The sequence below is a fragment of the Amphritea balenae genome (assembly GCF_003858655.1).
GTDB classification, from domain to species: Bacteria; Pseudomonadota; Gammaproteobacteria; order Pseudomonadales; family Balneatricaceae; genus Amphritea; species Amphritea balenae.
Window position 1 is genome coordinate 185,486 of record NZ_RQXV01000007.1, and the last position, 21,346, is coordinate 206,831.

At 48.0% G+C, this 21,346-nt stretch carries 18 protein-coding genes; 16 read left to right on the forward strand and 2 right to left on the reverse strand.

Annotation, left to right across the window (positions count from 1 at the left end):
- Positions 1 to 32: 32 nt before the first annotated feature.
- On the reverse strand, positions 33 to 2,723 hold the full coding sequence (locus EHS89_RS13585; protein WP_124926698.1) for a [protein-PII] uridylyltransferase: 2,691 nt from the start codon (positions 2,721 to 2,723) through the stop codon (positions 33 to 35).
- 18 nt (positions 2,724 to 2,741) lie between these two features.
- A complete protein-coding gene (map, locus tag EHS89_RS13590; protein WP_124926699.1) occupies positions 2,742 to 3,512 on the reverse strand; it encodes a type I methionyl aminopeptidase in 771 nt (256 codons plus the stop codon).
- Positions 3,513 to 3,772: 260 nt separating this feature from the next.
- Here map and rpsB point away from each other — a divergent pair, with 260 nt between their 5' ends.
- The 16 genes from rpsB (at position 3,773) to accA (ending at position 21,312) form a co-directional block, all read left to right on the forward strand.
- Positions 3,773 to 4,513 (forward strand): 30S ribosomal protein S2, encoded by a 741-nt coding sequence (rpsB, locus tag EHS89_RS13595; RefSeq protein ID WP_124926700.1) that lies wholly within the window; start codon positions 3,773 to 3,775, stop codon positions 4,511 to 4,513.
- A gap of 107 nt (positions 4,514 to 4,620) precedes the next feature.
- On the forward strand, positions 4,621 to 5,481 hold the full coding sequence (gene tsf / locus EHS89_RS13600) for a translation elongation factor Ts (RefSeq protein WP_124926701.1): 861 nt from the start codon (positions 4,621 to 4,623) through the stop codon (positions 5,479 to 5,481).
- A 98-nt stretch (positions 5,482 to 5,579) separates the two neighbouring features.
- The gene (gene pyrH, locus EHS89_RS13605) at positions 5,580 to 6,338 is read left to right on the forward strand and encodes a UMP kinase (protein ID WP_124926702.1); all 759 of its coding nucleotides are present in this window, start codon (positions 5,580 to 5,582) and stop codon (positions 6,336 to 6,338) included.
- On the forward strand, positions 6,328 to 6,885 hold the full coding sequence (gene frr, locus EHS89_RS13610; protein WP_124926703.1) for a ribosome recycling factor: 558 nt from the start codon (positions 6,328 to 6,330) through the stop codon (positions 6,883 to 6,885). Before pyrH ends, frr begins: the two co-directional genes overlap by 11 nt.
- Positions 6,886 to 6,926: 41 nt before the next feature.
- Positions 6,927 to 7,688 (forward strand): polyprenyl diphosphate synthase, encoded by a 762-nt coding sequence (gene uppS / locus EHS89_RS13615; protein WP_124926704.1) that lies wholly within the window; start codon positions 6,927 to 6,929, stop codon positions 7,686 to 7,688.
- Positions 7,681 to 8,493 (forward strand): phosphatidate cytidylyltransferase, encoded by an 813-nt coding sequence (locus EHS89_RS13620; protein ID WP_124926705.1) that lies wholly within the window; start codon positions 7,681 to 7,683, stop codon positions 8,491 to 8,493. The genes uppS and EHS89_RS13620 overlap by 8 nt, the downstream gene beginning before the upstream one ends.
- Positions 8,494 to 8,505: 12 nt before the next feature.
- The gene (gene rseP, locus EHS89_RS13625) at positions 8,506 to 9,861 is read left to right on the forward strand and encodes a sigma E protease regulator RseP (RefSeq protein WP_124926706.1); all 1,356 of its coding nucleotides are present in this window, start codon (positions 8,506 to 8,508) and stop codon (positions 9,859 to 9,861) included.
- Positions 9,862 to 9,888: 27 nt separating this feature from the next.
- Entirely contained in the window at positions 9,889 to 12,189 is a 2,301-nt protein-coding gene (bamA, locus tag EHS89_RS13630; protein ID WP_124926707.1) for an outer membrane protein assembly factor BamA, read from the forward strand.
- Between the two features lie 10 nt (positions 12,190 to 12,199).
- A complete protein-coding gene (locus tag EHS89_RS13635; RefSeq protein WP_124926708.1) occupies positions 12,200 to 12,691 on the forward strand; it encodes an OmpH/Skp family outer membrane protein in 492 nt (163 codons plus the stop codon).
- Between the two features lie 7 nt (positions 12,692 to 12,698).
- A complete protein-coding gene (gene lpxD, locus EHS89_RS13640) occupies positions 12,699 to 13,757 on the forward strand; it encodes a UDP-3-O-(3-hydroxymyristoyl)glucosamine N-acyltransferase (RefSeq protein WP_124926709.1) in 1,059 nt (352 codons plus the stop codon).
- Entirely contained in the window at positions 13,757 to 14,194 is a 438-nt protein-coding gene (fabZ, locus tag EHS89_RS13645) for a 3-hydroxyacyl-ACP dehydratase FabZ (RefSeq protein ID WP_124926710.1), read from the forward strand. The genes lpxD and fabZ overlap by 1 nt, the downstream gene beginning before the upstream one ends.
- Before the next feature lie 2 nt (positions 14,195 to 14,196).
- Positions 14,197 to 14,967 (forward strand): acyl-ACP--UDP-N-acetylglucosamine O-acyltransferase, encoded by a 771-nt coding sequence (gene lpxA / locus EHS89_RS13650; protein WP_124926711.1) that lies wholly within the window; start codon positions 14,197 to 14,199, stop codon positions 14,965 to 14,967.
- A 6-nt stretch (positions 14,968 to 14,973) separates the two neighbouring features.
- Positions 14,974 to 16,146 (forward strand): lipid-A-disaccharide synthase, encoded by a 1,173-nt coding sequence (lpxB, locus tag EHS89_RS13655; RefSeq protein ID WP_124926712.1) that lies wholly within the window; start codon positions 14,974 to 14,976, stop codon positions 16,144 to 16,146.
- Positions 16,127 to 16,723 (forward strand): ribonuclease HII, encoded by a 597-nt coding sequence (gene rnhB, locus EHS89_RS13660; protein WP_124926713.1) that lies wholly within the window; start codon positions 16,127 to 16,129, stop codon positions 16,721 to 16,723. Before lpxB ends, rnhB begins: the two co-directional genes overlap by 20 nt.
- A gap of 17 nt (positions 16,724 to 16,740) precedes the next feature.
- Positions 16,741 to 20,244: a DNA polymerase III subunit alpha gene (gene dnaE / locus EHS89_RS13665; protein WP_124926714.1), complete on the forward strand. Its 3,504-nt coding sequence runs from the start codon at positions 16,741 to 16,743 to the stop codon at positions 20,242 to 20,244.
- A gap of 117 nt (positions 20,245 to 20,361) precedes the next feature.
- The gene (gene accA, locus EHS89_RS13670) at positions 20,362 to 21,312 is read left to right on the forward strand and encodes an acetyl-CoA carboxylase carboxyl transferase subunit alpha (RefSeq protein ID WP_124926715.1); all 951 of its coding nucleotides are present in this window, start codon (positions 20,362 to 20,364) and stop codon (positions 21,310 to 21,312) included.
- The last annotated feature ends 34 nt before the right edge of the window (positions 21,313 to 21,346 follow it).

Genomic DNA, 21,346 nt, shown 5'->3' on the forward strand with positions numbered 1-21,346 from the left:
TGATCCTTAGTGCTTTGAGGCACGTTTCATTATTATTCGGCTTGTATATGTTCGTCCAGCTGTTGGCATATGGCCTGTTGTAGTTGGCGACAGACTTCGGGGTCGCTAACTGGACGACCCTGATCGTCGGAGATAAAGAAGAAATCTTCTACCCGTTCACCAATGCTGGCGATTTTGGCCTTGCGAACACTGATACCGAAATCGACAAAGATACCTCCAAGGCGGGCCAGCAGGCCGGGGCGGTCTGGAGTCATAATCTCCAGAGTGGTTAACTGAGTAACCGGATCGGTACTCAGATTGACCTGGGTTGGGTAGGCAAATAATTTCATCTGACGCGGGATACGTCGCTGAATAATGGCCGGGAAATCGTCTGGATCATCCAGCTCTTCAATCAGGCTTAGCTGTATCTGATCCAGATAATTATCATCATCAGGTAGGGGCAAGTTATCTTCTGTCAGCACGGTGTAGGTATTCAGTGCCTGATTATTATCGGCGACCATAATGCGTGCGTCCTGAATGCTCAGGTGTAACTGATCCAGGGCGGAGGCAGCAGCAGCAAACAAGTTGGGCAGATCGTGCATGTAGATAAAGATCTCTGTAGCACCTTCAAAAGCCCGGTATGAGGTCTTACGGATCATTACCAGAGGCAGATCTGAATCACCATGCTCGAGGATCGCCTGTGTTTGCCAGGCAATATGCTGGGGTTGTTCACGCAGGAAGTAGTCTTCGCCTAACATGCTCCAGAAGTCGAGAATGTCAGATTCGGGATAACCTTTGCGCTGCAGTATCGCCATAGATTCACTCTGAATCTGTTCGATGCGATCGTCTTTATTAACCGGGTTTTCCAGTCCGCGACGCAGGGCGCGTTTGGTATCGGTGTAGAGTTGACGCATCAGGGTTGCCCGCCAGCTATTCCATAGGCTGTGGTTGGTGGCGTTAATATCGGCAACGGTAAGTATATATAGGTAGTCCAGGTGGACGATATCACGTACTTGCAGTGCAAACTGATGGATAACATCCGGGTCAGAAATATCTTTGCGCTGGGCGGTCATCGACATCAATAAGTGACTACGAACCAACCACTGAACCAGGTGTGTATCCCATTTTCCTAAATGGTGGCGGCGACAGAAGTGGATAACATCTTCAGCTCCCAGCTCAGAATGGTCGCCGCCCCGGCCTTTGGCAATATCGTGATACAGGCCGGCAACATAGATCAATTCAAGTTTGGGTAACTGATTGATAATGCGGTGAGCGATGGGGAATTTTTCCCGATAATCGCTATGCCGGAATTGACGGATTTTCTGGATCACTTTAAGTGTATGGGCGTCGACGGTATAGATGTGGAACAAGTCGTGTTGCATCTGGCCGACAATACGTCCGAATTCGGGCAGGTAGAGCCCTAGTATGCCGTAACGGTTCATCCTTTTGAGTTCGGTGGAGACCTGGTTTTCCTGCTTCAGTAACTCCATGAATAGAGATGTATTACGGATATCGTTACGGAAATCGTCATCGATCCGGTGTCGGTTATTTCGGATAAGTCGGATGGTAGAGGCCCGCACACCTTTGATATCGGGATTCTGGGCTAGCAGTACAAACATCTCCAGCATAGCAAACGGCTGGTGTTCGAAAACTTTTTCGTGGGCAGCCTTGATGAAACCGTTGTGTAGATTAAAGCGATTGTTTAGCGGTTCAATGATCTGCTCTTCTTCATGGCGGAGTATGACCTCGTCGAAGTATTGCAGTAGCATGTTGTTGAACTCGGACATCGCTTTGGCGATCCGATAATACTTACTCATAAACTGTTCGACAGCCAGAGCACCATCCTGATCTTTGTAACCGAAGAAGTCAGCCAGCGTTCGCTGGTGGTCAAACAGTAGACGGTCTTCCCGGCGGTTGCACAGCATGTGCAGGCCGTAACGCACCGTCCACATATAGAGCTCCCCTTTATTCAGGGTTTCCAGCTCAAGCTCTGTAACAAAACCGTGGTCAACCAGGTCTCGAATATAGGTGGCGCCGAAGTGACGTTTGGCAACCCAACCGATGGTTTGTAGATCGCGTAAACCGCCGGGCGATGTTTTAAGATTAGGTTCGAGGTTGTATTCGGTATCGTTGGTTTTATCGTGCCTGCCGGCTTGTTCCTGAACTTTAGCAAGGTAAAACTCTTTGTCGGTCCAGGCGCCTTCTGAGGTGACTCGCAGATACATCTGTATATGCAGATCTTCATTGCCAACCAGGGGGCGGGACTCAATCAGGTTGGTGGCGATAGTGATATCGTTCATCGCCTCGTTGTAGCATTCGTCCAGTGTTCTGACGCTGGAGCCAATGTCCAGGTTGATATCCCAGAGCAGCGTCAGAAAACTACTGATGCTCTCCTGCACAGCACTGTCTTCGATGTTATCCAGTAAGATCAGCAGGTCGACATCGGAACGGGGGTGGAGTTCGCCGCGGCCGTATCCGCCGACGGCGATCAACGCCAGATGCTGGCTATCGGGCCAGTCAAACAAATGCCAGGCCTGTAACAGTAGCTGATCGACCAGCCAGGCGCGTCCATACACCAGTTTGCGAATATCTTCGCCATCTTTGAAGCGGGCATCCATGGTTTCCTGAGCTGCCTTGATGGTCGCTTTAAAAACCGGAATAGGTGAAGCTGACTGTTCCAGTGCAGCGCTAAACTCGGCTAGAGAAAATAATGTTTCATCGGCCGCAAATGCAGTGTTGGACATGGATGTTTTCCGTTTGAATCAGGCGCGTTCTTCGCTCCGCTGGGTCAGAATTTCGCAGCCGTTAGCGGTTACCAGCAGGGTGTGTTCCCATTGTGCTGAAAGGCGTTTATCTGTTGTTTCAACTGTCCAACCGTCACGCTTGAGTAGTTTTACATGGCGCTTGCCGGCGTTAATCATAGGTTCAATGGTGAAACACATGCCTTCCTGAAGCTCGATGCCGGTGCCAGGCTTGCCGTAATGAACAACTTGTGGGTCTTCATGAAAGTCTTTGCCGATACCGTGGCCACAGTATTCACGCACAACAGAGTAATGGTTGGCTTCAGCATGCTGCTGGATCACATGGCCGATATCACCTAGGCGGGTGCCGGGTTTAACCAGATCGATGCCTTTTTGCAGGCATTCCTGTGTGATTTCACATAGTCGCTGGGCATGAGCGGGCACCTTACCTATGTAAAACATCTTGCTGGTATCGCCATGGTAACCGTCTTTGATGACGGTAATATCAACATTGATAATGTCGCCGTTTTTCAGTTTTTTATCATTAGGGATGCCGTGGCATACAACGTGGTTAACTGAGGTGCAGATCGATTTCGGGAAGCCGTGGTAGTTCAAAGGTGCAGGAATAGCATCTTGCTCGTTGACGATGTAGTCATGGCAAATTTTATTGATCTCTTCGGTGCTTACTCCAGGTTTTATATGGTCTTCAATCATTTCCAGAACTTCAGCTGCCAGGCGGCCTGCAACCCGCATTTTCTCGATCTCTTGCGGCGTTTTAATCGTAATGCTCATAATAACCCTTAATGTTGTGTGCCTTGGCGGCTTTCGCTTAATGGGCTGATTGTAGCTAAATAAGACACACAGGACAAAACAGATCTTAATTCATGCTTCAAAAAGCTGTGGAAATATGGTATAAATCCGCGCTCGAAATTTGCGTCAAAGAACGCAGGTTTTTAAATCCACACATGTTACCGACACATTGCCTTGGGTGCCGCTTGCGGTTGGGTGATGGGGTGCATGGAGGTCTAACCCTAACTTTTAGGAAAAGTATAATGGCAAAAGTTACAATGCGTGACCTGCTGAAAGCAGGTGTTCACTTCGGTCACCAGACCCGTTACTGGAATCCAAAAATGGGTAAATACATTTTTGGTGCTCGTAACAAGATTCATATCATCAACCTGGAACACACTCTGCCTGCACTGAATGGTGCGCTGGATGTAGTTAAAGGTATGGCTACCAACAAGAACAAGATCCTGTTCGTTGGTACTAAGCGTGCTGCAAGCAAGACGATTAAAGAAGAAGCTAGCCGCGCAGGAATGCCATACGTAAACCACCGCTGGTTGGGTGGTATGCTGACTAACTACAAGACTATTCGTCAGTCTATCAAGCGTTTTCGTGATCTGGAAAGCCAGAGCCAGGACGGTACTTTCGCACAGCTAACCAAGAAAGAAGCACTGATGCGTCAGCGCGAAATGGAAAAGCTAGAGCGTTCTATCGGTGGTATAAAGGATATGGGCGGTCTGCCGGACGCGCTGTTTGTTGTTGATGTTGATCACGAGCGTATCGCTATCAACGAAGCAAACAAGCTGGGTATCCCTGTTATCGGTATCGTTGATACTAACAGCAACCCAGATGGCGTTGATTACGTTATCCCTGGTAACGACGACGCACTGCGTGCAATTCAGATCTACGTGAAAGCGGCGGCTGATGCATGTTCTGAAGGTGTTGAAGCCAATGCTGGTGACAAGAGCGAATTCGTTGAAGTAGAAAACAACGACGCTGCTGCTGAGTAATCAGACTGTCAGGCGATTTGGATAAGCTATTCAAATACGCCGGAGGGGGAGCTTAGCTCCCCTTTTTTTGAATTTGAATCTATAGATTGTTAATGGGGTAAAACCAAATGGCAAAGTTCTCCGCTAAGCAGGTTAAAGAACTGCGCGATCGTACCGGTCTGGGTATGATGGAGTGTAAAAAAGCGCTGGCTGCTGCTGATGGCGACGTTGATAAGGCGATCGAAGAGCTGCGTAAAGCTTCCGGCATGAAGGCTGCTAAGAAAGCCGGCCGTACCGCTGCTGAAGGTGTTGTTGTAGTACAAGTTGCAGATGATAATAGCTACGCTGTTGCTGTAGAAATTAACTCTGAAACCGACTTTGCTGCTCGTGATGCTAACTTCCTGGCATTCACTCAGACTGTTCTGGCGAAAGCATTCGCTGATAAGCAGACTGATGTTGAAGCGCTGATGGCTGGTGAACTGACTGATGTTCGTGATGCGCTGGTTCAGAAAATCGGTGAGAACATCGGTGTACGCCGTGTAATGATCGTTGAAGGTGAAGTTGTCGCTGCATACGTTCACGGTACTGGTACTCTGGCTGCTCTGGTTTCTCTGAGCGGTGGTGATGCTGAGCTGGCTAAAGACGTTGCGATGCACGTAACTGCAGTTAACCCACAAGTGGTTAGCAAAGAAGATATGCCTGAAGATGTTGTAGCTAAGGAAAAAGAAATTATCCTGGCTCAGCCTGATATGGCTAGCAAGCCTGCAGAGATCGCTGAAAAGATGGTTGTTGGTCGTATCAACAAGTTCCTGGCTGAAAACAGCCTGGTTGAACAGCCATTTGTTAAGAACCCAGATGTTAAAGTGGGTCAGCTGGTTAAAGATGCGGGCGCGTCCGTTGAATCTTTCATCCGCATTGAAGTAGGTGAAGGTATCGAAGTTGAAGAGAAAGACTTCGCTACTGAGGTTGCTGAGCAACTGAAGGGTTAAACACTGACCCTGCGCAGATTGCGTGCCTGTTCTGGGTGCGCAATCTATTTTTTTCTTGTTACACTGGTGCGAACTCACTCTGGGTGGAGACGAAACCGATGCCTGCCTCAAATCAGCATTCTAAATACAAACGTATTCTATTAAAACTTAGCGGCGAAGCCCTGATGGGTGATGAGAACTTTGGTATTGATCCCAAAGTGATGAACCGCATGGCACTGGAAATTGGCCAGTTAGTGGGGATTGGTGTTCAGGTAGGTATGGTTATTGGTGGCGGTAATCTGTTCCGTGGCGCAGCGCTGAGTGCTGCCGGCCTGGATCGGGTGACTGGCGACCATATGGGTATGCTTGCGACTGTAATGAATGCTCTGGCGATGCGCGATGCGCTGGAGCGCTCGAATATCCCAACCCGTGTTATGTCGGCAATTCCGATGACCGGTGTGGTTGATGACTACGATCGTCGGAATGCAACCCGTTACCTTGAACAAGGTGATGTTGTAATTTTTTCTGCGGGTACCGGTAACCCGTTTTTTACTACCGATTCTGCAGCTTGTCTGCGGGGCATCGAGATCGATTCCGATGTAGTAATTAAAGCCACCAAAGTTGATGGTGTGTATACCGCTGATCCGATGAAGGACCCAACTGCTACGCGATATAGCCATCTGACCTTTGATGAAGCGCTGGAAAAACAGTTGGGTGTGATGGATCTGACTGCAATCTGTCTGGCCCGTGACCATGATATGCCGGTACGGGTATTTAATATGAACAAGCCGGGTGCACTAGCCAACCTTATTGTGGGTGGTGACGAAGGAACCGTCATTGATAACAATGAAGCGGTAGGAGAACAATATGCTGAATGAGATCGCTCAGGATGCCCAGGAACGTATGGGTAAAAGTCTGGAATCACTGACTACTAATCTTAAGAAGATTCGTACCGGTCGTGCGCATCCAAGCATTCTGGAAACAGTCCAGGTTAATTATTACGGTTCAAATGTTCCTTTGAGTCAGGTAGCCAATATCAGTGTTGAAGATGGTCGTACTTTGTCTATTTCACCATGGGAGTCGAATCTGGTTCCTGATATTGAAAAGGCCATTATGAAGTCTGATCTGGGTCTGAACCCGTCTACTGCAGGTGCGGTCATTCGTGTTCCTATGCCTGCGCTGACTGAAGAGACCCGTAAAGGTTATATTCGTCAGGCGCGTCAGGAAGCTGAGAACGGCCGTGTGTCTGTGCGTAGCATTCGTCGTGATGCCAACGGTGATATCAAGGATCTTCTGAAAGACAAAGATATTACTGAAGATGAAGCTCGCGGAGCTGAAGATCAGATTCAAAAGCTGACTGATAAGTTTATCGCTGATGTGGACAAACTGCTGCAGCAGAAAGAAGTGGATCTGATGGAAATCTGATAGAGGGAACGCCGGTGACCCAGGTTGCCGGCAGCTGATTAATGTCTGAAAAACTACAGCTCAGTCTGCCGGAAGGAAAGGCAGTGCCCCGACATGTTGCCATTATTATGGATGGCAATAATCGCTGGGCAAAAAAAAATGGCAAAGGAAGCTTGTCTGGTCATCGTGCAGGTGTGAACAGCGTTCGCAGCGTAGTACAAGGCTGTGCTGAGCTTGGTGTCGAGGTGCTGACACTGTTTGCGTTCAGTAGTGAAAACTGGCAACGTCCTCCTCTTGAAGTCAAAGGGTTAATGGAGTTGTTTGCTTTGGCGCTGGATCGCGAAGTAAAAAAGCTGCATAAACATAATATTCGTCTGCAGGTAATTGGTGATAAAAGCCGGTTCAGCTCCCTGCTGCAGAAAAAAATAGCTAAGGCTGAGCAGCTGACGGCCAATAATGATGGTTTGATCGTTAATGTGGCGGCGAATTATGGTGGTCGTTGGGATATTGTTCAGGCGTCTAAGCAGTTTGCTCAGGACTGTATTGAAGGTCGTTATCGTCCTGAGGATCTGGATGAGACGTTATTGGGATCGATGATTAGTCTGAGTGAACAGCCCGCGCCAGACCTTTGTATCCGCACGGCGGGTGAACAACGGATATCGAATTTCCTGATCTGGCAGATGGCCTATAGTGAGTATTTCTTTAGTGATCTGCTATGGCCTGACTTCGATAAATTTGCATTGGCTAATGCGATCCATAGCTATGCGACCCGCGAACGCCGCTTTGGTAAAACCAGTGAGCAATTAGAGGCTGAAAATGCTTAAACAAAGAGTGTGGACGGCTGTTGTACTGGCGCCGTTGGTATTGGTGGGACTTTTTCTCACCGGTTTTGAACTGTTTAAACTCTTTGTCGCGTTGATTATTCTTCTGGGGGCCTGGGAGTGGGCTAATCTGTCGGGTATTGTTACCCCGTCAGGCCGTATGGGTTATACCGCATTTATTGCGGCTTTGATTGCCGGGGTTAACTATTTTGCTCCTGCTGCGGACTTTCAGTCTTTCATGGTTATTGCTGCACTGTTCTGGTTGCTGGCTTTGTATTGGGTTGTGATGTATCCGGGTGCCGGTGGCTGGCGTAGTGTTTGGCAGCGAGCCTTTATAGGCGTGATCGTACTCCTGCCAAGTTGGATGGCATTGGTTAGTCTGCGATTGAATGCAGAGGGTAGTGTATTTCTCCTGATGCTGCTGTTGCTGGTTTGGGGGGCTGATATTGGTGCATACTTCGCAGGTAAAACCTGGGGGAAAGCTAAACTTGCGCCTAATGTTTCGCCGGGTAAAACCCGTGCCGGGCTGTGGGGTGGCTTAGCGACCTGCGGCCTTATCTCAATCGGTTTTATTATCTATCTTGAACTTGATCTCAGTGTTGGAGTCTATCTGTTGCTACTGGCAATGATTGCTGGTGTAGCTTCGGTACTCGGTGATTTGTTTGAAAGTATGTTGAAACGTCACCGAGGTATTAAAGATAGTAGTCAGTTGCTGCCGGGGCATGGTGGAGTGCTGGATCGGATAGACAGCATTACCTCTGCGGCGCCTGTGTTTGTTCTGGGTCTGCAGTTGCTGGCGATAGCCTGAGTTTATTTATTGATGGAATTACTGAATACGATTTTGGCGTTGATTGTTACCTTAGGTATCCTGGTAACAATCCATGAGTATGGCCACTTCTGGGTGGCTCGCCGTTGTGGCGTTAAAGTGCTGCGTTTCTCTGTGGGTTTCGGTAAACCATTGTTTACCTGGCATGATAAGCAGGGCACCGAATATGCGATCGCGATGATTCCCCTGGGTGGCTATGTTGCCATGCTGGATGAGCGAGAGGGTGACGTTGCACCTGAGCTTTTAGGTCAGACATTCAACCGTAAGCCGGTTATGCAACGTATTGCGATTGTTGCAGCCGGGCCGCTGGTAAACCTTCTTTTTGCAGTTTTCGTATACTGGGGCATGTTTGTTTCAGGCGTCGAAAAGGTTGTGCCGGTTATCGGCGAAGTCACTGTTGATAGCATAGCTGAGCAAGCTGGCCTGAGGCCTGGCAGTGAAATTATTTCTATTGCGGGACGAGAGACTCAATCCTGGGATGATATAAATCTTGTTCTGGCGCGTTATATTGGTGAGTCAGTCAGTGTTCCTGTTGTTACGCAGGTGGCAGGTCAGGGCTTACGCCAGCAACATCGGCTGAATCTTAGTAACTGGACGTTCGATCTTGAGCAACAAAGTCCTGTAAGTGCATTGGGGCTTACCCCCTGGCGGCCTGTATTTCCAGCAGTTATCGGTCGGTTGGTTGAAAATGAAGTGGCTCAGCAGGCTGGACTTAAAGTTGAGGATGAAATTGTCGCTGTAGACAGGCAGCCCGTTGTGGACTGGCCTGAGTTTGTCTCGATAGTACAGGCCAGCCCAGCTCAGTCACTAACGCTGGATGTGATGCGCGATGGTCGGTTGGAAGTGTTTGAAGTGACTCCCGGCGTTAAAGCGCTGGATGATGGTAGTCAGATTGGATTCATTGGTGCTGCCGTTCAAACTGTTCAATGGCCTGATGATATGTTGCGTAAGGTGCAATATGGCTGGCTTGAGTCTGTTTCTAAAGCATTTACCAAAACCTGGCAAATGATCAGTCTAACCCTTGATTCTATTTGGAAAATGCTGGAAGGCATCTTATCGGTAAAAAACTTGAGTGGGCCGATAACCATTGCTAAAGTGGCGGGGGCTTCTGCGGCTTCCGGTATCGAGGCCTTTGCCAGTTTCTTGGCATATTTAAGTATAAGTCTTGGTATATTGAATTTGTTACCAATACCAATGCTGGATGGCGGGCATCTGTTGTATTACACAGCTGAATTGTTTCGCGGTAAACCGGTTTCTGAAAAGGTTCAGGCGATCGGTTTGCGTATAGGTATGGCAATGTTGTTTACGTTAATGGGCGTCGCAATTTTTAATGACCTTATGCGGCTTTAAATCAAAATTCAAATATAGAAGTAGTTCATGAAGATCAGATTCGGGCTTCTCTTTTCTCTGGCTTTATTCTCGTCTGTAGCCGTAGCGCAAACTTTTACCGTGCAAGATGTTCGGTTAGAAGGGCTGCAGCGTGTCGAGCCGGGCCTTGTCTTAAGAAACTTTGATATAGATTCCGGCCAGGATATCGATCAGCGAGATATTGCTGAAGCAACCCGAAGGGTCTTCCGTACGGGTTATTTCGATGATGTTAGTATTGGTCGTGATGGCGATGTATTGATTCTCAATCTGAAAGAACGTCCTGCTCTGAGTTTGATTCGCTTAGAGGGTAACGACGTTATTGAGGACGAAGCTTTGCTTGAAGGTTTGAAGCAGAGTGGTCTTCAGGAAGGTGAGGTGTTCAAACGGGCAACTCTGGATCGTATTCGTCAGGATCTGTTGCGTATGTATGCAGGTCAGGGTCGCTATGGTGCGGCTATCGAGGCTGAGGTAGAGTCGCTGACTGGTAATCGTGTCGCTCTTAATATCGATATTAAAGAGGGTAAGGTTGCGACTATTCAGCATATCAATATTATCGGTAACACACTTTATTCTGATGAGGAATTAAAGGATCTGTTTACCCTGCAGCTGCCCAGTTTCTGGAAGCTGTTTAATGATGATGATAAGTACGCCAGGGAAAAGCTGGCTGGTGATCTAGAGCGTCTTCGTTCTCATTATCTGGATCGTGGTTTTATTAATTTCAGTATTGATTCGTCTCAGGTTTCGCTATCGCCGGACAAAAAACATGTCTATATCACGGTCAGTGTAACTGAGGGTGAAAAGTTTACCGTTGGTGATGTCGCGATTGCCGGCGATCTGGTTGTGCCTGAGCAAGAGCTGATAGATGTTGTGGTTATTAAGCAAGGATCAGTTTTTTCCCGTCGAGAGATGACGGAATCACAGGACGCGCTGATCAAGAAGCTGGGTGACAATGGTTATCTGTTTGCCAATGTCAGCCCGGTACCGGCTGTAAATGACGATGGAACAGTTGCACTGCAGTTTTTTGTTTCGCCGGGTAAGCAGACCTATGTACGTCGTATCGGAGTTAAGGGTAATACCAAAACTGCAGACCAGGTGGCACGTAGGTCTATGACTCAGTCGGAAGGGGGGGTAGCTTCCATCGCCAGTATTGAGCGATCAAAAGAAAAAATTGCTCAGACAGGTTATTTTCGTGATGTCAGTGTAGAAACAATCCCGGTACCTGGGACAGATGATCAGGTCGACCTACAATACTCGGTGATTGAAGATAATACGGGTAATTTGTCTGCCAGTGTTGGTTTTTCGCAGACTAGTGGTGCAATTCTGAACCTGAGTGTGGCGCAGGAAAACTTCCTGGGCAGTGGTAATAGCGTTTCTTTTGGTATTACAAACAGTGATACGATCACTGAATATCGATTTAGCTTTACGGAGCCATATTATACCGTCGACGGCGTGAGCCGGGGTTATAATATTTATTCTCGTGAAACGAATTATGATGAAGAGAATGTCAGTAGTTATTCCACTGACACGCTTGGTGCAGGCGTGAGTTTCAGTTATCCGATGGACGACTACCAGCGTGTTGGCTTTAGTCTGGCCTATGAAGGCATGAAGATTAAGCCAGTTGCGGACCCTGCTACGGAGATTGACACGTTTATTAATAATGAAGGTGATAGTTTTAACTTCTTTATAGCAAATATCAATTGGAGTGATAACCACCTGAATCGCCGTATTTTCCCTACCAGCGGCTATTCTCAAAGCGCTTTTGTTGAGATAGCTATTCCTGGTAGTGATCTGAGTTACCATAAAGAACAGTACAAAATTGACTGGTATAAACCGCTTTCTGAAGATGAGACCTGGGTTGTTGCTGCTAAAGGTAAAATCGGTTATGCAGGCTCACTTGGGGATAATGACCTGCCGTTCTTTAAGCATTTTTATAGTGGTGGTTTGAGTAGTATTCGTGGTTTTGAGAGCAATACGATGGGACCACGTGATTCAGAGGGAGAGCCTTATGGTGGTGATTTTGTTGTTAATGCCAGCGCTGAGTTGATATTCCCTATCCCTTTTGTAGAAAATAGTAGCTCAATGCGGACGTTATTATTTACTGATGTGGGTAATGTGTACCTGACCGATTGTTCAGCAGTTACTACGTGCGATAGTGATATCGGGCTAGATAGCCTGCGTTTGACAACAGGCCTGGGCTTTAGCTGGCTAACGCCGATAGGCCCTTTATCTATCGCGTTGTCTAAGCCAATTATTTCTGAGAGTGGCGATGATGAGCAGTTCTTCGAATTCGCTCTTGGCCGAACTTTCTAAGGAGAATGAAATGATCAGATCACTGATGATCGTCGCGGGTTTGTTGATGAGCCTGAATGTTATGGCCGAGAAAGTTGCTACCTTGAGTGTGCAGCAGGCGTTGCTGTCCAGTAAAGCTGCGGAAGCGTTTCGAGCAGAACTGCAAAAAGAGTTTAGTTCAGAGCAGAAACAGCTACTTGATCTGGAAGCTCAGGCTAAGAAAATTCAGCAGCAACTGAAAAAAGGTCAGGGTACTCAGTCTAAAGAAGTGACGGATCAGCAGCGGGTACAGTTCCAGAAAGCATTTGGCGAGTATCAGCGTTTAGGTCAGGAGTTGCAACAGGTTCAGCGTGAGCGTGAGCAGCTGTTTTTACAAGAGATGCGTCCGAAGCTGGATGCCGTTATCCGTGGTCTGATTGAAAAGGACGGCTATGATCTGGTGCTAAATAAACAGGCAACTATCTATGCTAAGCCTGGATTGGATATTACTGCGAAAGTAGTCGAACTGTTGAACAAACAGTAATTAATTGATGAGTAAAATCCGCTATACCATCGCTGAGCTTTCAGAGCGGCTAGGCGCTAAGCCACTAAGTGATTCCGATACTTCAATTGAGGCTGTTATTGAAGGTATCGGGACCTTAGAGTCTGCCACGGCTACCCAACTTTCGTTTCTCCATAATTCTAAATATCAGCATCAACTGTCAGAGTCTGATGCGGGTGCTGTATTGGTACGTGAGGAATTTAAAAGTGAAGTAAACGGCGTTGCCCTGGTTGTCGATGATCCTTATCTGGCTTACGCCCGGGCCACCGCCTTGTTTGTGGGTTGTTTTAAACATGAAGCTGGTATCAGTGATACGGCAATAATTAGTGAAACTGCTGTCGTTGCCGATGATGTGCAGATCGGGCAGCATGTCGTGCTGGGAAATAACGTTGTTATAGGCAGTGGCGTTGTTGTCGGATCAAATACAGTAATTGGCGATGATTGTATTATCGGTGATAATACCCGGCTTGCTGCAAATGTGACGCTTTATAGTGATGTAAAAATCGGTGCCGACTGTGTTATCCATAGTGGGGCAGTGATTGGCGCTGATGGCTTCGGCTTTGCTAGTCATGATAAACAGTGGGTTAAAATACATCAGCTGGGTGGGGTTCGTATTGGCGATAATGTAGAGGTTGGCGCTGGCACCACGATTGACTGTGGGGCACTTGAAGATACCATTATTCATAGCGGTGTTATTCTCGATAACCAGATACAGATAGCTCATAACGTTGAAATAGGTGAAAATACTGCCATCGCTGGATGTACTGCGGTTGCAGGAAGTACCACTATTGGTAAGAATTGTACTATTGCCGGCGCCTGCGGTATTACCGGTCATCTTGAGATTGCAGAAGGTGTTCATATCACCGCAATGTCCCTCGTGAGTAAATCGCTGACTAAACCCGGAGCTTATTCATCGGGTACAGTGGTTGAGCCACATCAGCAGTGGAAGCGAAATGTGGTGAGATTTCGTCAGTTAGACGACCTGTCTCGTCGTGTTAAAACTTTAGAAACAATAGCAAAACAGAACAAAATTGAAGGTCAGTCTTAATGATGGATGTAAACGAGATACGTAAATATTTACCGCACCGTTACCCGTTCCTGTTGGTGGATCGTGTCGTCGAGCTAGTGCCTGGTGAATCTATAGTGGCCTATAAAAATGTAACAATTAATGAGCCTTACTTTAATGGCCACTTTCCGGATCATCCTGTGATGCCGGGTGTGCTGATTCAGGAAGCGATGGCACAGGCGGCCGGTATCCTTGGATTTAAAACCATGGATAAGACTCCGCAAGATGGTTCAATTTATTACTTTGTAGGTTCTGATAAACTACGCTTTAAGCGTCCGGTCGTACCGGGTGATCAGCTTCAGTTAGAGGCTAAGATCGTATCCGAGAAACGCGGTATCTGGAAGTTTGATGTACGTGCTACAGTAGAAGGTGAGCTGGCAAGCTCTGCCACTATTCTTTGTGCTGACAGAAAGGTTTAAGTTTGATCCACTCTAGTGCCATTATAGACCCCTCCGCCCGCCTGGCCGATGATGTTGAGGTAGGGCCCTGGACCGTTATCGGAGCCGATGTCGAAATCGGTGCCGGTACCCGGATTAATTCCCATGTGGTTATTAAAGGGCCGACAAAGATTGGCCAGAATAACCATATTTTTCAGTTCGCCAGTATCGGTGAAGACTGCCAGGATAAGAAGTACGATGGTGAGCCGACCGAATTAATAATCGGTGACAATAACGTATTTCGTGAAGGTTGTACCGTTCACCGCGGTACTGTTCAGGATCAAAGTCTGACCCGCATCGGTAGCTACAATTTATTTATGGCTAATGCCCATGTTGCCCATGACTGTATGGTCGGTGACCATAATATTCTGGCAAATAATTGTGCGATTGCGGGACATGTGCATCTGGGTGACTATGTGATTCTGGGTGGTTTTACCGCCGTCCATCAGTTTTGCCATATAGGCTCACATAGCATGTGTGGTGCCGGCACAGTGGTATTAAAGGATATCCCAGCTTTTGTTATGTCTAATGGCAATAGTGCTGAACCCCATGGCATTAATGCTGAAGGATTACGGCGCAGGGGTTTTTCCGCTGAGGCGGTGCGTAATATTAAGCGCGCCTATAAGACAGTTTACCGAAAAGGTTTGAAGCTGGAAGAAGCGATTGAAGAGCTTGAACCACTGGCTGCTGAAACGCCAGAGTTGCAGCTACTTACCGACTCTCTGAAATCCTCAACCCGGGGCATTATCCGTTAGGGTGCCATGAGTACCCTCTATGTTGGTGTCGTTGCAGGTGAAGCCTCGGGAGATATTCTCGGGGCAGGCTTGTTGGCCGAGTTAAAACACCGTTTTCCTGACCTGCGTATTGAAGGTATTGGTGGTGAGCTGATGCAGGCCCAGGGCTGCAGTAGCCTGTTTCCGATGGAACGCTTATCGGTCATGGGGCTGGTCGAAGTGTTGGGGCGGCTGCGTGAACTGATGAAAATCAGGAAGCAGCTAACCGCTCACTTCGTTAAGAATCAGCCTGATGTGTTTATTGGTATCGATGCACCTGACTTTACACTAAACCTTGAAGGTAAGCTTCGAGCAGCAGGTATTCCCACTGTGCATTATGTCAGTCCTTCAGTTTGGGCCTGGCGTCGCAAGCGTGTATTTAAAATTCTTAAAACCACCGACCTGATGTTGACGCTTTTTCCTTTTGAGGCAAAGTTCTATCAGGAGCATCAGATGGCGGTCGAATTCGTCGGTCACCCTCTGGCAAATATGATTCCAATGGAGCCTGATCAGGCCCGGGCGCGTTCAGAGCTAGGTTTGGAACAAAATGCCGATATCATTGCGCTGATGCCGGGCAGTCGTGGCGGAGAGCTCAAGTATCTCGCTGAGCCTTTTTTAGACACAGCTCGTTGGTTGCTGAAACGTAATCCAGCACTTCAGTTTGTTATGCCTGCAGCGAATCAGGTTCGTTATGATGCGCTGCGTGAATTATTAGATGAGAAGTATGATGATCTTCCGGTAAAGCTGATTTTGAAGCAATCCCGGGAAGTAATGACCGCATCAGATACTATCCTTTTGGCTTCAGGCACTGCAACACTTGAAGGTTTGTTGTTAAAAAAACCGATGGTTGTTGCTTATCGAATGGCTCCCCTGAGTTATAAAATCATCTCGCGTTTAGTGAAAAGCAATTATATCTCCCTGCCTAACCTGTTGGCGGATGAGAAGTTGGTGCCAGAAATTTTACAAGATGACGTTCGCCCCGAAATACTGGGGCCAGCATTAGAACGGGCCTTATCGAATAGTCAGAATGGCAGTGCATTGAAACAGCGGTTTACTGAAATCCATACACAACTGCGTCAGGACGCCAGCAAACGGGCGGTTGATGCGATAGTCAATTTATTGCAGCAGCGGGGGCAGTTTGATGGAAAGTCTGGGATTTGACTTTAGTGCTGCGAAGCTTGTTGCAGGTGTAGATGAAGTAGGGCGTGGGCCCTTAATAGGCAACGTAGTTACTGCAGCTGTAATTCTTGATCCGGAAAATCCAATACCGGGGCTGACTGATTCTAAGAAGCTCACAGAAAAGAAACGTGATCTTCTCTACCCTCTGATTCAGGAGAGGGCGTTGGCCTGGTCAATTGCCTGGGCGACACCTGATGAGATAGATGAATTAAATATCCTGCATGCAACTATGCTGGCGATGCAGCGAGCTGTTATTCAGCTCAGCATAACACCTGAATTTGCATTGATAGACGGTAATCGCTGTCCGCCCGGATTGCCCTGTGCCTCCGAAGCTATTGTTAAGGGTGATCTTAAAGAGCCAGCTATCAGTGCGGCTTCGATACTGGCTAAAGTCTATCGGGACCGGGAGATGACAGAGTTAGATCAGCGATATCCTGACTATGGTTTTGCTAAACATAAGGGTTATCCTACGGCCCTGCATCTTGAAAAGCTGCGCCAACTGGGGCCGCTACCTGAGCATCGGCGTAGTTTTCGTCCGGTAGCTGAATTACTGAAATAACAAAAGACTGAGTTGAAATGACTGATCCGGCATTTGTACATCTGCGCTTACATACTGAATTTTCACTGGTCGATGGACTGGTGCGTATAAAAGAGCTGGTTGGTGCGGCTAAAGATATGCAGATGCCAGCAGTTGCGATTACCGATCAGGTTAACCTGTTTGCGCTGGTTAAGTTTTTTAAAGCGACTACCGGAGCTGGTATTAAACCTATTTTCGGTTCAGATATCTGGATCGAGAATGAAGCGGAGCCAGAGTCTGAACCTACTCGTATGACTCTTCTTGTAATGAATGAGATGGGCTATCGGAATCTCATGGAACTGGTGTCGCTGGCGTATGAAAAAGGCCAGAATGTTCAGTCAGAAAAAGCAATTCTCAAGAAAAGCTGGATCAGTGAGAAATCTGCAGGGTTGATTGCTCTGTCAGGAGCCAAAGAGGGTGAGGTCGGTCGGGCGCTGCAACAGGGTAACGGGCCGGGACGGAAGGCATTAGAAGAATGGCAAAATATCTTTCCCAATCGCTTTTATCTGGAAGTACAGCGTACCGGTAGAGCAGGGGATGAAGACTGTGTCCATGCTTCAGTTCAACTGGCGCATGAAACGTGCTGTCCGTTAGTGGCAACCAATGAAGTGATGTTCATCAAGCCGGAAGACTTTGAAGCCCATGAAGTGCGGGTTTGTATCAACCAAAGTCGGACCCTTGAGGATCCTAATCGCCCCAAAAATTATACGGAACAGCAATATCTACGTTCACCTGAAGAGATGGTCGAGCTGTTCTCTGATATACCATCAGCAATATCTAACTCGGTTGAGATTGCAAAGCGCTGCAACTCTGAGCTGGATCTGGGTACCTATTATCTACCTAAATACCCAATCCCGGCGGGCAAGACCATGGATCAGTTTTTTGCTGATGTATCATGGAAAGGCTTGGAAGATCGGCTCGAAATACTACTGGATAAAGATGATCCTGAGTATGCCGAGAAGCGCAAACCCTATGAAGATCGGATGGATTTTGAGCTCGATATTATCACCCAGATGGGTTTTCCGGGTTACTTTCTGATCGTAATGGACTTTATCCAGTGGGGTAAAGATAACGGCGTTCCGGTGGGGCCGGGTCGTGGTTCAGGTGCCGGCTCTCTGGTGGCTTATGCCCAAAAAATCACCGATCTGGATCCGCTTGAATATGACTTGCTGTTCGAGCGATTTCTAAACCCTGAGCGGGTATCGATGCCCGATTTCGATATCGACTTCTGTATGGATAACCGGGATAAGGTTATCGATTATGTAGCTGAGACCTATGGTCGCGATGCGGTATCCCAGATTGTTACCTTCGGTACTATGGCGGCTAAAGCAGTAGTGCGGGATGTTGCCCGGGTGCAGGGTAAAGCGTTCGGTCTGGCTGACAAGCTGTCTAAACTGATTCCGTTTGAGATCGGTATGACCCTGAGCAGAGCGATGGATGAAGAGCCGCTGATGCGGGAATTCGTCAATAGCAACGAAGAAGCCCAGGAAATTATGGAGATGGCCTTCAGGCTGGAAGGCCTGACCCGAAATGTAGGTAAACATGCCGGTGGTGTGGTTATCGCGCCGACTAAACTGACTGATTTTTCTGCGACCTACTGTGATGAGTTTGGCCATGGCCTGGTAACCCAGTTTGATAAGAACGATGTTGAAGAAGCCGGTCTGGTAAAGTTTGACTTTCTGGGTCTGAGAACCCTGACCATCGTTGACTGGGCAGTTAAGACCATTGACCGTATCCGGGCTAAAACCGGCGAAGAGCCACTTGATATTGCGCTGATCGATCTGGAAGATCGAACCACCTTTGATCTGTTGCAATCGGCAGAAACAACTGCGGTATTCCAGCTTGAGTCCAGCGGTATGAAAGATCTGGTAACACGCCTGCAGCCGAGCCGATTTGAAGATATCGTCGCATTGGTGGCTCTGTTCCGTCCGGGGCCATTGCAGTCTGGCATGGTAGATGACTTTATTCTGCGAAAGCATGGTCAGGCAGAACTGGCTTATCCCCATGCTGATTATCAGCTAGATAGCCTGCAGCCGGTGTTGGAGCCTACCTACGGTATTATCCTGTATCAGGAACAGGTAATGCAGATCGCCCAGGTGATGGCGGGCTATACGCTGGGCGGCGCAGATATGCTACGTCGGGCCATGGGTAAGAAAAAGCCGGAAGAGATGGCTAAGCAGCGCACCTCTTTCCTTGAAGGTTCTGAGCAAAACGGTATCGACCGGGATCTGGCCGGTAATATATTTGATCTGGTAGAGAAGTTCGCCGGTTACGGCTTTAACAAATCACACTCAGCTGCCTATGCACTGGTTTCCTATCAGACAGCCTGGTTGAAAGCGCATTACCCAGCACCCTTTATGGCGGCAGTACTCTCTTCTGATATGCAGAATACCGAAAAGGTGGTGATCTTCATTGAAGAGTGTCGCAACATGAAATTGCCGTTGGTGCTGCCTGACGTTAATTGTGGCGAATATATGTTCACCGTTAATGATGCTGGAGAAATTGTCTACGGTTTAGGCGCTGTTAAAGGTGTGGGTGAGGGGCCGATAGAGTCGATTGTTGCAGCCCGGGCAGAGGGTGATGAGTTCAGCGATATTTTTGATTTTTGTAAGCGGGTTGGCAGCAAGAAACTTAATAAACGGGTACTGGAAGCACTGGTGCGCGCCGGTGCACTGGACCGTTTGACGCAAAAGACTGACCGGGCCCAGCTTTGGGCTGCGATACCTGAAGCGCTAAAAGCGGCTGATCAGTCGGAGCGTAATCAAAGTGCCGGCATGTTTGATCTGTTTGGTGAAGTTGAAGCTGAGCAGCCCAGAGATCCTTACGCTGAGTATATGAAACTGCGTCAATGGACTGATAAAGAGCGTCTGCAGGGAGAGAAAGACACTCTGGGGCTCTACGTTACCGGACACCCGATCGATGAGTATGAATCGGAGCTGCCAAACTTTATCTCTAAACGTATAGCCGAGCTTCAGCCGCAGCGGGGTCAGCAACAGAAGATGCTGGGACTGGTGGTTGATATCCGGGTGAAGAAGACTAAGAAAGGCGATCCTCTCTGTTTTGTGACGCTGGACGACCGGACTTCTCGGATCGAAGTGTCACTATTTGGTGAGTCTTATGATGAAAACCGTCATGCTCTGACCAAAGATGCGATTCTGCTGATTGAAGGTGAGATTACCGTCGATAGTTATTCTGGCACGGATAAGCTTAAGGTACGTGGCAACAGTATTGTCGATATTACTCAGTGTCGGGCACGGTATGGAAAGCATATCGAAGTTGATTGTGATGCCGGGCAGTTGAAAGAACGCTCGCTGAGGGAGTTCGAAAAGTTGCTGCAGGCAAATCAGGGGCGCTCTAATATTGATGTTGCTCTACGCTACAGCCGGGCTGATGCGAAGGCGACTCTGGGTCTTGGCCGTGAGTGGAAGGTAGAGCCTACAGATGAGCTGTTGCTGAAGCTTAAAGATCAGTTTGGTGGTGATGCGGTACGCATTCGCTATTAATGAGGCTGGTTCTCAGGCCGTTCTGCAGGTAGAATTAGGCCAATTTTTTTATCATCGGCTGCGCTTTTAACCTGTATAGCCGGTCGGGACGAAATAAACATACGGAATACCGAGACCATGAATCCCAACTATCTGGATTTTGAACAGCCAATCGCTGACCTGGAAGCCAAAATTGAAGAGCTGCGCCTGGTTGGTGACGATAATGAACTGAATATTGAAGAAGAGATCGGTAAGCTGCAGGCCAAGAGTCGCAATCTATCTGAATCGCTTTTTAAAGATCTGTCTGAATGGCAGGTTTCACAGATCGCCCGTCACCCTATGCGGCCGTACACGCTGGATTATGTAAAGCATATCTTCGACGATTTTGAAGAGCTGCACGGAGATCGACATTTTTCTGATGATCAGGCGCTGGTTGGCGGTATTGGCCGTCTGGAAGGCCGTCCGGTGATGGTGATTGGTCATCAGAAAGGCCGTGAAGTTAAAGAAAAAGTACGTCGCAACTTTGGTATGCCGCGTCCGGAAGGTTACCGTAAGGCCTTGCGACTGATGGAGATGGCTGAACGTTTTAAAATGCCTATTCTGACGTTTATTGATACACCGGGAGCTTATCCGGGTATTGATGCTGAGGAACGTGGTCAGTCTGAGGCGATTGCCTTTAACCTGGCAGCGATGTCGCGTCTGAAGACTCCGATTATTGCGACGGTTGTGGGTGAAGGTGGTTCTGGTGGAGCACTGGCTATCGGTGTCTGCGATGAGCTGCTGATGCTGCAATATTCTACTTACTCAGTCATCTCGCCAGAAGGTTGTGCTTCCATTCTTTGGAAGAGTGCAGATAAAGCCCCAGATGCGGCAAAGGCGATGGGTCTGACTTCTGACCGTCTGCATGAGTTGGGTTTGGTTGATCAGATTATTGATGAGCCATTAGGTGGCGCGCATCGTGATCATGGTCTGATGGCGGCTAACCTGAAAAAGCATTTATTAGAAACGTTGGAACGCTTCGTGGATCTTGAGCAGGATGAGTTACTTGAACGACGTTATCAACGTTTGATGTCCTACGGCATCGAATAATAAAAAAACACCGTCGGCTTGTCCGGCGGTTTTT